14 protein-coding genes are annotated in these 14,319 nt (G+C 65.4%); 6 read left to right on the top strand and 8 right to left on the bottom strand.

Features of this window, described 5'->3' with window-relative positions; all coding sequences use genetic code 11:
* Genes rnr through QX135_RS26230 form a run of 3 tightly spaced genes read left to right on the top strand, consistent with a single transcriptional unit; the run spans position 1 to position 3,616 of the window.
* Positions 1-2,376: a ribonuclease R gene (rnr, locus tag QX135_RS26240; protein ID WP_315784511.1), complete on the top strand. Its 2,376-nt coding sequence runs from the start codon at positions 1-3 to the stop codon at positions 2,374-2,376.
* A complete protein-coding gene (locus tag QX135_RS26235; protein WP_315740298.1) occupies positions 2,373-2,816 on the top strand; it encodes a DUF983 domain-containing protein in 444 nt (147 codons plus the stop codon). The genes rnr and QX135_RS26235 overlap by 4 nt, the downstream gene beginning before the upstream one ends.
* Positions 2,817-2,857: 41 nt before the next feature.
* Positions 2,858-3,616, top strand: coding sequence for an NUDIX domain-containing protein (locus QX135_RS26230; RefSeq protein ID WP_316163273.1), 759 nt, complete (start codon positions 2,858-2,860; stop codon positions 3,614-3,616).
* A 31-nt stretch (positions 3,617-3,647) separates the two neighbouring features.
* Here QX135_RS26230 and QX135_RS26225 read toward each other — a convergent pair whose 3' ends face one another.
* Entirely contained in the window at positions 3,648-4,028 is a 381-nt protein-coding gene (locus QX135_RS26225; protein ID WP_316163272.1) for a RidA family protein, read from the bottom strand.
* Between the two features lie 390 nt (positions 4,029-4,418).
* On the opposite strand from QX135_RS26225, the gene QX135_RS26220 reads away from it, so the two are divergent.
* The 3 genes from QX135_RS26220 to QX135_RS26210 all read left to right on the top strand — a co-directional run bounded on the left by QX135_RS26220 (position 4,419) and on the right by QX135_RS26210 (position 7,617).
* Entirely contained in the window at positions 4,419-5,744 is a 1,326-nt protein-coding gene (locus tag QX135_RS26220; protein WP_315784516.1) for an LLM class flavin-dependent oxidoreductase, read from the top strand.
* A gap of 120 nt (positions 5,745-5,864) precedes the next feature.
* Positions 5,865-6,032, top strand: coding sequence for a 50S ribosomal protein L33 (gene rpmG / locus QX135_RS26215; protein WP_015666342.1), 168 nt, complete (start codon positions 5,865-5,867; stop codon positions 6,030-6,032).
* 232 nt (positions 6,033-6,264) lie between these two features.
* Positions 6,265-7,617, top strand: a complete 1,353-nt coding sequence (locus tag QX135_RS26210) for a globin-coupled sensor protein (RefSeq protein WP_315773121.1) — start codon at positions 6,265-6,267, stop codon at positions 7,615-7,617.
* A 110-nt stretch (positions 7,618-7,727) separates the two neighbouring features.
* On the opposite strand, the gene QX135_RS26205 is transcribed toward QX135_RS26210, so the two are convergent.
* The 7 genes from QX135_RS26205 to QX135_RS26175 form a co-directional block, all read right to left on the bottom strand.
* On the bottom strand, positions 7,728-7,952 hold the full coding sequence (locus tag QX135_RS26205) for a hypothetical protein (RefSeq protein WP_315740303.1): 225 nt from the start codon (positions 7,950-7,952) through the stop codon (positions 7,728-7,730).
* Positions 7,953-8,054: 102 nt separating this feature from the next.
* Positions 8,055-8,753: an aspartate/glutamate racemase family protein gene (locus QX135_RS26200; RefSeq protein ID WP_316234372.1), complete on the bottom strand. Its 699-nt coding sequence runs from the start codon at positions 8,751-8,753 to the stop codon at positions 8,055-8,057.
* A gap of 264 nt (positions 8,754-9,017) precedes the next feature.
* Entirely contained in the window at positions 9,018-9,356 is a 339-nt protein-coding gene (locus QX135_RS26195) for a DUF1127 domain-containing protein (protein WP_410053230.1), read from the bottom strand.
* A 535-nt stretch (positions 9,357-9,891) separates the two neighbouring features.
* The gene (locus QX135_RS26190; RefSeq protein ID WP_316234370.1) at positions 9,892-10,302 is read right to left on the bottom strand and encodes a DUF1127 domain-containing protein; all 411 of its coding nucleotides are present in this window, start codon (positions 10,300-10,302) and stop codon (positions 9,892-9,894) included.
* A 361-nt stretch (positions 10,303-10,663) separates the two neighbouring features.
* Positions 10,664-11,095, bottom strand: a complete 432-nt coding sequence (locus QX135_RS26185; RefSeq protein ID WP_315797995.1) for a hypothetical protein — start codon at positions 11,093-11,095, stop codon at positions 10,664-10,666.
* A 1,258-nt stretch (positions 11,096-12,353) separates the two neighbouring features.
* Positions 12,354-13,775 (bottom strand): PleD family two-component system response regulator, encoded by a 1,422-nt coding sequence (locus QX135_RS26180; protein WP_315775224.1) that lies wholly within the window; start codon positions 13,773-13,775, stop codon positions 12,354-12,356.
* A gap of 12 nt (positions 13,776-13,787) precedes the next feature.
* Complete coding sequence (locus tag QX135_RS26175; RefSeq protein ID WP_008964019.1) at positions 13,788-14,153, bottom strand: response regulator; 366 nt, start codon at positions 14,151-14,153, stop codon at positions 13,788-13,790.
* Positions 14,154-14,319: the final 166 nt, after the last annotated feature.

Below are 14,319 nucleotides of genomic sequence, written 5' to 3'. Positions count from 1 at the left end.
ATGACCCAAAAGCGCGACATCGGCTTCCCTTCGCGGGAGGCCATCGTCGCCTTCATCCGCGCCAATCCGGGCAAGGTTGGCACCAAGGACATCGCCCGCGCATTCGGCCTGAAGAACGCCGATCGCGTCGCGCTCAAGCAGTTGCTGCGCGAGCTCGTCGCCGACGGCACGGTGAAGAAGAGCGGCCGCAAGAAGGTCGTCGAGACCGCGACCCTGCCGGCCACGCTGGTCGCCGACATCACCGGGCGCGACAGCGACGGCGAATTGATCGCCAAGCCGGCCGAATGGGACGAGGCCGAACAGTCCGAGCCGCCGCGCATCCGCATCCACACGCCGCGTCATGCCGGGCCGGGCTCGGCCGCCGGCGTCGGTGACCGCGCGCTGCTGCGGGTCGAGCCGATCAAGGACGCCGAAGGCGTGGCCTATCGCGGCCGCGTACTCAAGGTGCTCGATCAGGCGCGGCCGCGCGTGCTCGGCATTTTCCGCAGCAATCCCGGCGGCGGCGGCCGCCTCATTCCGGTCGACAAGAAGCAGGCTGGCCGCGAGCTCTCCATCGCCCCCGCCGACACCAAGGACGCCAAGGACGGCGATCTCATCAGCGTCGACCTGCTGCGTGGCCGCGGCTATGGCCTGCCCGCAGGACGCGTGAAGGAGCGCTACGGCTCGGTCGCCACCGAGAAGGCGATCAGCCTGATCGCGATCCATGCCCACGAGATCCCGATGGACTTCTCCGCGGCAGCCGTCGCGGAAGCCGAAGCCGCGCAGCCCGCGACCTTGAAGGGCCGGGAGGACTGGCGCGAGCTGCCGCTGGTCACGATCGATCCGCCCGATGCCAAGGACCACGACGACGCCGTTCATGCCGCGCCCGACCCCGATCCGAACAATGTCGGCGGCTTCATTGTCCACGTCGCCATCGCCGACGTCGCCTATTACGTCCGTCCTGGATCGGCGCTCGACCGCGACGCGCTGATCCGCGGCAACTCGGTCTACTTCCCCGATCGCGTCGTGCCGATGCTGCCCGAGCGCATCTCCAACAATCTCTGCTCGCTGGTGCCGGGCGAGGCGCGCGGCGCGCTCGCCGTACGCATGGTGCTCGGCGCCGACGGCCGCAAGCGCTCGCACTCGTTCCACCGCGTGCTAATGCGCTCGGCCGCGAAGCTTTCCTATGCGCAGGCGCAGGCCGCGATCGACGGCAAGCCGGACGACATCACCGGCCCCCTGCTCGAGCCGATCCTGAAGCCGCTCTATGCGGCCTATGAGGTCGCCAAGCGCGGCCGCGACGCGCGCGATCCGCTCGACCTCGACATTCCCGAGCGCAAGATCCTGCTCAAGGCCGACGGCACCGTCGATCGCGTCGTCGTGCCGGAGCGCCTCGACGCCCACAGGCTGATCGAGGAGTTCATGATCTCGGCCAACGTCGCCGCGGCCGAACTGCTGGAGAAGAAGGCGCTGCCCCTGATCTACCGCGTGCATGACGAGCCGACGGTGGAGAAGATCCATGCGCTGCAGGAGTTCCTGAAGACGCTCGACGTGCCCTTCGCCAAGAGCGGCGCGCTCAGGCCGTCGCTGTTCAACCGCGTGCTGACCTTGGTCGCGGGCCAGGACTACGAGCATCTCGTCAACGAGGTCGTGCTGCGCTCGCAGGCGCAGGCGGAATATTCGACGGACAATTACGGACATTTCGGCCTGAACCTGCGCCGCTATGCGCATTTCACCTCGCCGATCCGCCGCTATGCCGACCTCGTCGTGCACCGCGGCCTGCTGCGCGCGCTGGGCCTCGGCGACGGCGCCCTGCCCGACAGCGAGACGCCGGATCATCTCGCCGAGGTCGCGGCGCAGATCTCGGTCACCGAGCGGCGCGCGATGAAGGCCGAGCGCGAGACCGCCGACCGGCTGATCGCCCATCACTTGGCCGACCGCATCGGCGCTACCTTCCAGGGCCGCATCTCCGGCGTCACCCGCGCGGGCCTGTTCATCAAGCTCGACGAGACCGGCGCCGACGGCCTGGTTCCGATCAGGACCCTCGGCACGGAATATTTCGACTATGACGAGACGCGGCACGCGTTGATCGGCCAGCGCAGCGGTGCCATGCACCGGCTGGGTGACGTCGTCGACGTGCGTCTGGTAGAAGCTCAGCCGGTGGCCGGCGCGCTGCGCTTCGAGCTCCTGACCCAGGCGGATGTCCTCGTTTCGCGGCATGGCCGCCGCGACCGGTCGAAGAGCAAGACGACCGTCAAGGCGAAGAGCAAGGCGACCAAGCGGGCCAAATCCGAGGCTCGTCCGAAGCACGAAGAAAAAAGCCGCAAGAAAAGCCAAAAGGCAGGGGCAAAACGCAAGCCCGGCACATCGAAGAAAGGCAGATCATGGACGCCATGAGTTCAACGCCCCACGCAATGCCGCAAACCTGGACACGTGACACCGGCCTGGCCGAGAAGCGCGACGTCTGGACGGCGATGAAGCGCGGCCTGCGCTGCCGCTGCCCGCGCTGCGGTGAGGGCAAGCTGTTCCGCGCCTTCCTGAAAGTCGCCGACAACTGCGACCGCTGCGGCCAGGATTTTTCCGGCCATCGCGCCGACGATCTTCCCGCCTATCTCGTGATCGTCATCGTCGGCCACATCATCGTGCCGCTGGTGCTCTCGATCGAGACCAACTACGCGCCGCCGGTGGCGCTGCAACTCGCGATCTATCTGCCGGTGACCTTGGTCGCCGCGCTCGCCTTGATTCAGCCGGTCAAGGGCGCCGTCGTCGGGCTGCAATGGGCGTTCCGCATGCACGGCTTCGACGACAATCCGGTGGAGGGCATTCCGCCGGTGTGAGCATTCGACCGATCGACGAGCAAGAAAAAGGCGGGGAGGACATGAGCGAGACGGCACAGGCGACCGGCGCGCCGGCGGGCAAGCCCGCCGAGAAGGAAGCGGACCACCATCCCTACACCAAGCCAAGGGATGCGGCGACGCTGATCCTGGTCGATCGCAGCAGCACTGTGCCGAAGGTGCTGGTCGGCAAACGCCACGACAAGGTCGTGTTCATGCCGGGCAAGTTCGTCTTCCCCGGCGGCCGCGTCGACAAGACGGATCACCGCATCCCGGTCGCAGCGCCCATGCCGGCCGAGCTCGAAGCCAATCTGTTCAAGGGCAAGCCGCAGACGACGGCGTCGCGCGCGAAGTCGCTGGCCGTCGCCGCGATCCGCGAGGCCTGCGAGGAAACCGGTCTCTGCCTGGGACGCAGGGTCGACGGCCCCGCACCGAAGCTTGAAGGTCCTTGGGCGCCATTCGCGCAGGCCGGCCTCCTGCCCGATCCCTCCGGCCTGTTCCTGATCGCCCGCGCCATCACCCCGCCCGGCCGCATCAAACGCTTCGACACCCGCTTCTTCACCGCCGATGCCTCCACCATCACCCACCGCGTCGAGGGCGTGATCCACGCCGATGCCGAGCTGGTCGAGCTGGTCTGGGTCGAGCTCGGCTCCAAGCCGCTCGCCGACCTGCATCCGATGACCAGGAACGTTCTCCACGAGCTCGACCGCCGCCTCGCCACCGGCCCACTCCGCCACGACGCGCCGGTGCCGTTCTTCCATTTCCATGGCGGCAAGATGCAGAAGGACGTGCTGGGCGGTTGAGGCAATCCTCAGTATAGCGCCGCTACGATGCTCAGTCGCGAATGATCGCGGTCACCTCGATCTCGACGCGCGCCGTCGCAGGCGTGAGACCTGCGACCTTCACGAGCGTGCTCGCAGGCCGAATCGTCCCGAACGCTTCGCTATGCGCAAGGGCCACCGCATCGGTATCCGCCATGTCGGTCAAGTACACGACCGTACGCACCACGTGACGGAGCTCCGCTCCCGCCTTCTGCAGCGCTTCGGCGATAAGGCCGATTGCGCTTTGCGCCTGTGCGTAGACGTCGCGATCCAAATCAGGACCGCGCGCAGTCGTTCCGGAGACGAAGATTTGCTCGCCAACGCGGACCGCGCGCGCATAGCCATAGACGTCCTCGAACGGATAGCCTGAGGAGATGTTCAGCCGGTCTGACACGCCGATGGCTCCCTTGTGAATGAGTCCGAAAGGCACTGTTGCCGTTCGTCCCTGCCAGAGGGGCAGGATACTCGGTGGATGCTGGTCGCGGCGAGTGGGCGGCCCCCCCCCACAACAAAGTGTCGTCCCAGCGAACGCCGGGACCCATACCGCGGAATCTTTCGATCGGCCCGGATGGTCGAGACTGTGCCTCACATTCCCTTCACGGAGTATGGATCCCGGCGTTCGCCGGGATGACACCGTTGTTTGGATCGCTTGCTCGGCACGTCATTGGAATGAGCGTGCTACGTCCGCCACCAAAAACGAAATCGTGTTCTGCCGCCGATTGCTGACACGCATGGGCCGAGTTCCTATCTGCCCAAGACAGCAACCATCCGCGGACGACCCTTCATGGCCCCACGTCAACTCAAGCTCGGCGCTTTCATGCGCCCGGTCTCCATCCACACCGGCGCGTGGCGCTATCCCGGCGCCTGGCCGGACGCCAATTTCAACTTCGCGCATCTGAAGCAGCTGATCCGCAAGCTCGAGGCCGGCAAGTTCGACGCCTTCTTCATGGCCGATCACCTGGCCGTGCTGAACATGCCGATCAATGCGCTGAAGCGCAGCCACACCGTGACCTCGTTCGAGCCGTTCACGCTGCTCTCGGCGCTGTCGGCGGTCACCGAGCACATCGGGCTGATCGCGACGGGATCCACCACCTTCGACGAGCCCTATCACGTCGCCCGCCGCTTCGCCTCGCTCGATCACATCTCCGGCGGCCGCGCCGGATGGAATATCGTCACGACGTCGAATCCGGACGCCGCGCTGAATTTCGGCCTCGACGATCACATGGAGCACGCCGAGCGCTACAAGCGCGCCCGCGAGTTCTACGACGTCGTCACCGGTCTGTGGGACTCGTTCGCCGACGATGCCTTCGTGCGCGACGTCGAGCAGGGTCTGTTCTTCGATCCCGACAAGATGCATGTGCTCGATCACAAGGGCAAATATCTGAAAGTCCGCGGCCCGCTGAACATCGCCCGTCCCGTGCAGGGCTGGCCCGTCATCGTGCAGGCGGGCGCCTCGGAGGATGGCAAGCAGCTCGCGGCCGAGACGGCGGAGGCCGTGTTCACCGGCGGCGGTAGCCTCGCCGACGGACAAAAGCTCTATGCCGACATCAAGGGCCGCATGGAAAAGGTCGGCCGGGATCCGGAGCATCTGAAGATCCTGCCCGGCGCCTTCGTCGTGGTCGGCGACAGCGTCGACGAGGCCAGGGAGAAGCGCGCTCTGCTCGACAGCAAGGTGCATTACGACAGCGCCATCGCCTCGCTCTCGGTCATCCTCGGCACCGACGCCTCCGGCTTCGATCCCGACGGCCCGCTGCCTGATATCCCCGAGACCAACGCCTCCAAGAGCGGCCGCCAGCGCCTGGTCGATGTCGCCGCGCGCGACAAGCTCACGGTGCGGCAACTGGCGCTGCGGGTCGGCGGCTATGGCGGTCTGTCCTTCGTCGGCACCGCGAGGACGATCGCCGACCAGATGCAGGAGTGGCTGGAAAGCCGTGGGTCGGACGGTTTCAACATCATGTTCCCGTTCCTGCCGGCCGGGCTCGACGACTTCGTCGACAAGGTGATTCCCGAGCTGCAGCGCCGCGGGATCTTCCGGACGGCGTATGAGGGGCCGACCTTGCGGGACAATCTCGGCCTGCCCAGACCGAAAAACCGCTTCTTCGCGGCCTAGGGCCCCCAGAATCTGGCCCTCAAACCTTGACTTTGGGGGCTGGCTGGGTAGGTTGCCGGCCAACGGCGCCCCCTCTTTGGCCGGTGCCCACCCCAGATCCCGATTCCAGAGGTTCAAGACATGGCCAAAGCGGTCACCATCAAGGTCAAGCTCGTGTCGACCGCCGACACCGGCTTCTATTACGTTGCCAAGAAGAACTCGCGCACCATGACCGACAAGATGGTCAAGAAGAAGTATGACCCGGTTGCGCGCAAGCACGTCGAATTCCGCGAAGCCAAGATCAAGTAAGATCGCGGTCTGCTGCGACTTCAACGGGGCCGTTTCGGCCCCGTTTTTTATTGCGCGCGCTGCAGCCACTGGATGCGGCCGGAGCCGTCCCGCATCGGATCGGTCCACTCGCCGCGGTCGAATCTCCGTTCCCGACTTAAGGAGCCATCAACCAAACCTGTGCGATTTTGGGGTAGCGACGCACCCGCGAGTCTCGCAGCGTCTCCCTCCTTATCTTACCGGCAGACCAGCGATGACCGATCTTCAGACTTTGCAATCCCGTCTCGATTTTATCGGCATCGACAATGCGACCAGAGAGGCGCTGCGGGAGCTGCGGCCGCTGATCGGCAAGGTGCTGCCTGGGCTGCTGGAGCAGTTCTACGCCCATGTCGGCAAGTACCCGCATCTCGCCAAGATGTTTTCCACCCCGGCCGCCATGCGGCACGCCAAGCAGGCCCAGCACGATCATTGGATGTCGCTGGCGACCGCGAAGTTCGACGATGCCTATGTGAAGTCGGTGACCCGGATCGGGATGGCCCACAACCGGATGGGGCTGGAGCCGCGCTGGTACATCGCCGGCTATTCGCTGATCGTCACCGGGCTGCAGAAGGCGATCGAGACGGAGATCGCGGACGGCTGGTTCGGGGGCCAGTCGGCGCGCGAGAAGAAGGCCGCACTGCAGGCTGCGATCACCAAGGCGGCGATGATCGACATGGATCTCGCCATCTCGGTCTATCTCGATGCGGCCAAGACGGAGCAGCACGTCGCGATGCAGCGCATGGCCGATGAGTTCGAAGCCACCGTCGGCCAGATCATCAACAAGGTTCATGCCGACGCGCGCACGCTCGAGGTCTCGGCCAACACGCTGACCAAGACCGCCGAGCAGACCCAGCAGCTGTCGTCCAGCGCCGCTTCCGCCTCGGGCCAGGTCTCGACCAACGTGCAATCGGTCGCCTCGGCCGCGGAGGAAATGACCTCCTCGGTCCATGAGATCGGCCGCCAGGTCAGGGAATCGACCACCATCGCCAAGGAGGCCGTGCGCCAGATCGAGCAGACGGACGTCGGCATCAGCGAGCTGTCGCGCACCGCCGAGCGTATCGGCGACGTGCTCAAGCTGATCACCTCGATCGCCGCCCAGACCAACCTGCTGGCGCTGAACGCCACCATCGAGGCGGCGCGCGCCGGCGACGCCGGCCGCGGCTTCGCGGTGGTTGCCTCCGAGGTCAAGGCGCTGGCGTCGCAGACCGCCAAGGCCACCGAGGAGATCGGTCAGCAGATCGAAGGCATCCAGAACGCGACGCAGTCCTCGGTCGCCTCGATCAAGCAGATCGGCGGCACCATCCAGCAGATCTCGGAGATCGCCGCCGGCATCGCCGCCGCCGTCGAGCAGCAGGGCGCGGCGACGGGGCAGATCTCGCGCAACGTCCAGGAGGTCGCCGGCGGCACCGCGCGCGTCGCCGGCAACATCGACGACGTCAGCAAGGGGGCCAGCGCCACCGGCACCGCCTCGTCCCAGGTGCTGTCCTCCGCGCACTCGCTGTCGCGGGAGAGCGATCACCTCAAGGACGAGCTGGACAAGTTCCTGCGCAAGGTGCGCGCGGCGTAGCCGTGTTCCGCTGAACCGTCGAGCGCATCAGCGCGAGCGTCATAGCCACTCTTCCGCGCCGTAAGAATGGCGGATCACGCTGGGCTGATCCGCCGGACGCACCAGGCGTGCTACATCCCGTGGCTCTGGAACACCGCCGCGCAGCGCTTGCTCAGCTTGGCCCGATTCTGCGTCAGACAATTCTGGACCCCGAAGTCGTCGCCGAGCTGAGTGCGGCAGAAGCGCTTGGCGTCGGGTGCGCACGCCTTCTGCTCCTGCGGCGTGCCCATATGGGCCAGCGCGAATGACGGCAGAACGGACAGCGACACGGCAACCGCAAACATCAGCTTCTTCATCGGGGCTCCTCCTTGGGGCCCAGACAAACGCCTGCGGCGGCGGGCGGTTCCGACGACGTTCGATGGAGAACGGCCGCGCATCGCCCTGCGCTGGTCCGCTCCTCAGACCGCAACCGGACACGCGCGCGACAGCGCGGCGCGGGCGAGCAGCCGCGTCGAGTCCAACGTCGGCAAGGACGAGTTGGTGTCATCGATGATGAGCGGAATTTCGGTGCAGCCGAGCACGACCGCGTCGCAGCCCCGCGCCTTCAGCCGCACGATGATCGCCTGAAACGCGGCGATGGATGACGGCTCGAAGCGGCCGCAGACGAGCTCATCCATGATGATGCGGTTCGCCGTGATACGGTCGGCCTCGTCCGGGCGCTCGAAGGCGAGGCCGTTCGCGGCCAGGCTGTCGGGATAGACATTGCTGTCGACGAGCCATTTCGTGCCGGTGATGCCGACACGCCGATAGCCTCTCCTCGCCGCCTCCTTGGCGACCTCATCGGCGATGTGCAGCCACGGCAGCGGCGAGCGCGGCAGCACGAGCGGCAACGCCTGGTGGATGGTGTTGTCCGGGCAGATCAGGAAATCCGCGCCGGCCGCCGCGAGCTTGCGGGCCGAGGCCAGCATCAGCTCGGCCACGCCTGCGAGATCGCCGCGATCGAGACATGTCACGTAGTCGGCGAGCGACGGCGTGTGCATCGACACCTCGGGATGCGCATGCGGCCCGAGGACGTCGGCCCCCTCCTTGCAGATCGTGCGATAGCAAAGCGCGGCGCCCTCGGCGGAGCAGGCGACGATCCCGATATGTTGCGTCATCTGACATGGCCTCCTCTCGCGATTCTCCGCGGATGATGGTCGAGAGACGCGCGATCTCTCCTCCCTCATTGCGAACGCAGCAATCCAGGCTCGTCCCGCAGACGGACTCTGGATTGCGTCGCTGCGCGCGCAAGGACGTTGTGGCAACGGCTCGCTGAGCAGGCAAGCCCGCGCTTTGGAACAAGCCATGGCATCGCGAGGGCGGATCACGCAGATCCGCCCTGCCGACGACCACCGTAACGTCGAGCGCCGGCGCGCGCGCAGCTACATCACGCCGCGGGACATCATCAGATGCGCCGTGCTCCGCTCGAACCGTTCGAGAGCACGGTGCGCGGCGATGTGGTCGATGTCGCCTCGGGTCAGGCCGATATCAATCAGTTGCGCCTCGCTCAGGTCACGCAGATCGACTCTCATCCGCCTGAGCCGGCGGCCCTCCTGAAACACCAGCCAATAGCGCGCCAGCCGGCCGAGCAATCCCGGCGCTGCTGCGCCCGGCGGCCCGGCGGCGTCCTTTTCCGACACCGCATCACGCAGCACCGTGATGGACGCGGACGGTCGCGGCGCGGCTTGCACGCCACGCACAGCGTTCGTCGCTGCGGCCATGGGACGATCGAGACCGGGAGCGGCGCCATCGCGCGCGATCTCGGCAGTGAGGTTGGTCTGGGGCGGCATCGGATGCTCCTGCTGTTGTGCCGGCAGGGAGCGTGGCCAAACAAAAGGCCCCGTCCGATGCCGGCGGGGCCTGGTGGAATGATCGTGTCGTCGAAAACCTAGCGCACGACTCCTCCCACGGCCCGGCTGCAGCGGGTCGTATGTTTGCGGTTGGAGCGGCGCACGACATTGATCATGGTTTGTAGCTACCACGATGATTGCGCCAGATCAAGGCATGTAGTTCCTGCGCTCGCAGATGAGCACCTATGCGAGGCTTGTGTTCTGCCGAACTCCGCGCACACGACGTCTCCGGCAGAAAGTGTCCAGAAGGAAGCGCGATCTCACCTCCGTCATTGCGACGCGCAGCGAAGCAATCCAGAGTCGTGTGCGGGACCCTGGATTGCTTCGCTGACGCTCGCAATGACGTCGCGGCGACCATCTCGCGCTGTTGGTCGACCGTCCCTGCATCGCCACGGCCTGCGACCGACTACATTCCCCTCCGCGAGACGCCGCCCAGATATCGCGGGTCGTCCCTCAGGCTCTCGAGCATCCGCAGCGCGGCGATGTGCTCGATCTCGGCACGCGTGACGCCGATATCCGTGAGTTCGCGTTCGCTCAGCTCATACAGGCTGTCCCGCACAGTCTTGCGGCGCTGCCGTTCTTGAAGGGCGCGCCAGCACCAGCCGATCAGGCGGATGACCGGCCAAGTCGGCGTGGCCGGCGGACCGGCCGCGTCCTTTTCCGACAACACCTCTCGCAAGGCCGCGATCGACGCTTCGGACTGCGTCGATGGCTGCACGCTGCTGATCGCGCCGGTGACCGATGCGATCGAGAGATCGACGTTGAGCCCTGACACGTGCCCGGCGTCGATCGTCGCGTTGGTCTGATGGGGTGGCATCCTGTGCTCCTGCTGCTATGCCGGCAGGGAGCGTGGCCAAACAAAAGGCCCCGTCCGATGCCGGCGGGGCCTGGTGAGAACATCGCGTCGTCGATCTCCTAGCGCGCGACTCCTTCCATGGCCCGGCCGAAGCCGGTCATGTGATCGAAGTTGACGATGCGGATCGATGTGCTCATGGGACCTGGATACCACCAATATCGGATAAAATCAAGAGCTGTTCCGTATGATGACACATCTCTGAGGCGAGTATTTCGAACCGATGAGTTTGCGACGTGTCGTAGGGCGGATTAGCGCAGCGTAATCCGCCATTACACGGGCGGACAAGCGGCGGATTACGCTGCGCTAATCCGCCCTACGCAGTTTATCCGCCCAGCCGACGTTCGGGGCATCCCCTTGCAACCCACCCCGCAGCATCGCCCCAACCGATGACGACGTCGTGGTGATTACAGCAGAGGAGGTAACTGGCGTCCTTGTCGGAGACGTAAAATTCCATTGGCGGGCACTCCTCCAGGACACGTAGCAGATCCGCCCCGTTACGGAATGTCCAACACGCGCTCGCCCCCGCCACAATCATCACACATTCGCGCCTGCCGACATACGTCGGGATCAGTTGCCATCCGTCCGTCCTGTGCAGGCCCTGGGGCGCCTCGGAATTGTCCCAGGGCACGTGACCAAGAACATTCACACCGAGACGATCGCGTAGCAGCATCGCCATCGCACGCCGCTGCTCATCATCGAGCAAAGCAGCGACGACCTGTGTTTCGTTGATTGCCCGGGAGATATGGTCAAGCATCGTGATGCTGTTCCAACTGGCCCGATATCGCCTCGCAGGTGTTCCAGCGGATCACGCCGCGCAGATCCACCCTACGGCACTGCCCGAGTGGCTATGAAACGATCCTCGATGAAGCCAGCCAACCAGGCGGCAACACCTCCCAACAGTCCCATCACAAAGGGGTTGGCTTCGACGCCGAAGACGTGAAGGATCGGGAGTCCGCACACCATCAACCCACCAGTCAGAGCGCCAATACGAAGCGGCCTCATCTGTTTCCCCTGAGATCGCGGATGACCTTGGTAACGCATGTTAGCACGAGATAACTGAAGCTCGTAAGCCTATCAACGCCAGCGTGAAAATCATTGGTCATCCTGGAGCTTCGCGCGATCGGAAGTCGATCCTGTCCTCGGCAGTCTCCGGGACTGTCCTGCTCCGAAATACGAACTTCTCAAATAATCTCAACGTGATCGCCGTGGCCGCTCTCCGACCCGCATTTCTCACTTTCTTTTTTTCAGAATACATGCTACACGTCGCCCATCCCACCTCGCCACGAGGGGCGCATCGCGATCGTCACGAGCGTGAGGTGGGCTGCGGTGGGCGTGTCGGGTTGCAGCGTGGCTTGTCCGCGCCGACGAACGATCCGGTTTGCACGGTCAAGCCGTGTGGTCCTGGCCTCCCGATGCTGAGGCCAAGCGGGCGCTGCGACGAAGCGCGCTCGCGACGGGGGCAAGAACGCCGGTCCCCGGGGAGAGCACGGAGTAGGCCGTAAAGCCATCGCGCAGGGAGGGCCGGATGTCCGGCTCGTACCTGTGGTTCTGCCGCGTGCTTTTTGTTGCACGCGGACCATGGGTGCGACCAGCACCCGGCCTTCCCTGCGCCCTCTGTTCTTGAAGAGGGTTTTGACTGGCAAAGCTCGGGCGCGGGATGCGCGGCGAGGACGACATGTCATGTACGGAAGCCTGCCGGCCTACCCCGCCGTTACTTTGGCGCAGCGACGTCGAACGCACGCCCGATGACCTGCGCGCTTGGCCGTCCTTCGAGACGCACGCCTGCGGCGCGCTCCTCAGGACGAGGTCCGTGGTCTTGGTGCGATCTTGGAGAGGTCTTGGATACGTCTTGGATAGGTCTTGGCGAAGCTCTCAACCCTCATGCTGAGGAGCGCCGCTTGCGGCGCGTCTCGAAGCACGAGGCCCGGAGCGGCTCGATGGCAGATGGAGGCCGTTGGACAGATGCGCCGCAGCTTCAGCCGAGGACAGAAAGATCGGAGCCACCCTGCCCCTCAGCGGCCGCGGCCGGCGGCTTGCGGCAGGAACGGCGCCGGCTGATGCACCGGGGCGATCGCCACCGCGCGGTTGCGGCCCTCGTTCTTGGCGCGGTAGAGCGCGGTGTCGGCGCGCTTCATGACGTCGGCGATCGGCTCGCCCTTCTGCTCCAGGGTCGACAGCCCGATCGAGGTCGTGACCTCGATGCGCTTCTCGCCCTTGTGCACCGAGAACGGCTCGTTGGCGACCGAGCGCCGCAGCCGCTCGGCGACCATGCCGGCGACGTGCAAATCGGTCTCGGGCATCACGATCACGAACTCCTCGCCGCCATAGCGGCAGGCGAGATCGATGCCGCGGATCGACTTGCGCACGCGCATGGCGAACTCGCGCAGCACGTCGTCGCCGGCATCATGGCCGTAATTGTCGTTGATCGACTTGAAGTAGTCGATATCGAGCATCATCAGCGCCAGCGGTTTGCCGCGGCTCGCCGCCTGGTCGGCCAAGGTCGCCAGATGCGTCTCCATGTAGCGGCGATTATGCAGGCCGGTCAGCGCGTCGGTGATCGCCATCTCGATCGAGTTCTGCACGTTGTCGCGCAGGTGGTCGGTGTAACGGCGCTTGCGGATCTGGGTGCGCGCCCGCGCCATCAGCTCGTTCTTGTCGACCGGGCGCAAGAGATAGTCATTGACCCCGATTTCCAAGCCGCGCAGCAACCGCGAATTGTTCTCCGCCTCGGCGATGGCGAGGATCGGCACGTGCCGGGTGCGCTCCAGCGAGCGCAGCTGGCTGCACAGCCGCAGGCCGTCGTAGTCGTTCAGGTCGAGCGAGACGATGACGAGGTCGTAATTGCCTTCGGCGGCGTTGAACACGGCCTCGGCGGGATTGGTCTCGACATCGACGGCATGCTCGGTCGCCAGCATCGGCCCGAGCCGCTCGTAGGACGACGGCCGGTCGTCGACCAGCAGCACCTTGCCGCCCCTGCCGCCGTCGGCGACAGCGTTGCGCTCGGGCGCCTGCACGCCGATCTCGAGCGAGGTCAGCGCGCGCATGCGCAGCTCGTCGGTCATCATCTTCAGCCGGGTCAGCGAGCGCACGCGCGCGATCAGCACGACGTCGGAGACGGGCTTGGTCAGGAAGTCGTCGGCGCCGGCCTCCAGGCCGCGCACGCGGTCGGACGGGCTGTCGAGCGCCGTCACCATGACCACCGGAATGAAATGCGTGGCCGGATTCGACTTCAGCCGACGGCAGACCTCGAAGCCGTCCATGTCCGGCATCATGACGTCGAGCAGGATGATGTCGCATTCGGCGCGCTGGCAGATCTGCAGCGCCTCGGCGCCGTTCGCGGCGGTCAGCACGTCGAAATACTCGGCCGACAGCCGCGCCTCCAACAGCTTGACGTTGGCCGGGACGTCGTCGACCACAAGGATACGCGCGGACACTGCAGAAACTCCTTAGCCGATAAAGCGGCGTACCGTTTCAATGAATTTTCCGACCGAGATCGGCTTGGAAAGATAGGCTTCGCAGCCACCCTCGCGGATGCGCTCCTCGTCGCCCTTCATGGCAAAGGCCGTCACTGCCACCACCGGGATGGCACGCAAATCCGGATCGTCCTTGATCCATTTCGTCACTTCCAGGCCCGAGACCTGCGGCAGCTGGATGTCCATCAGGATCAGATCGGGGCGGGTCCGGCGCACGATGTCGAGCGCCTCCACGCCGCTGGACGTCCCGGACGTCTGGTACCCGTGGGCTTCCAACAGATCGCGGAAGAGCTTCATGTTGAGCTCGTTGTCCTCCACGATCAGGACGGTCTTGCCCATCCGCCCCTCCGAATCACTGACACCGGCATGCCCTCTGGCGGACGCCTGTCCACCGCTACTCATCTAATTCAAACTAGCCCCAGATTCGTTCTAACCCGTTAAGTCGGTATTCGATCTTTCCCCGAGATGGTTTCCACTTGCTTGAACCCATTCCGAAGACTCGGGC

The organism is Bradyrhizobium sp. SZCCHNR1098, from assembly GCF_032489375.1.
GTDB lineage: Bacteria > Pseudomonadota > Alphaproteobacteria > Rhizobiales > Xanthobacteraceae > Bradyrhizobium.
The sequence above is the reverse complement of the archived record's forward strand: the minus strand, read 5'-3'. Positions and strand labels throughout refer to the sequence as shown.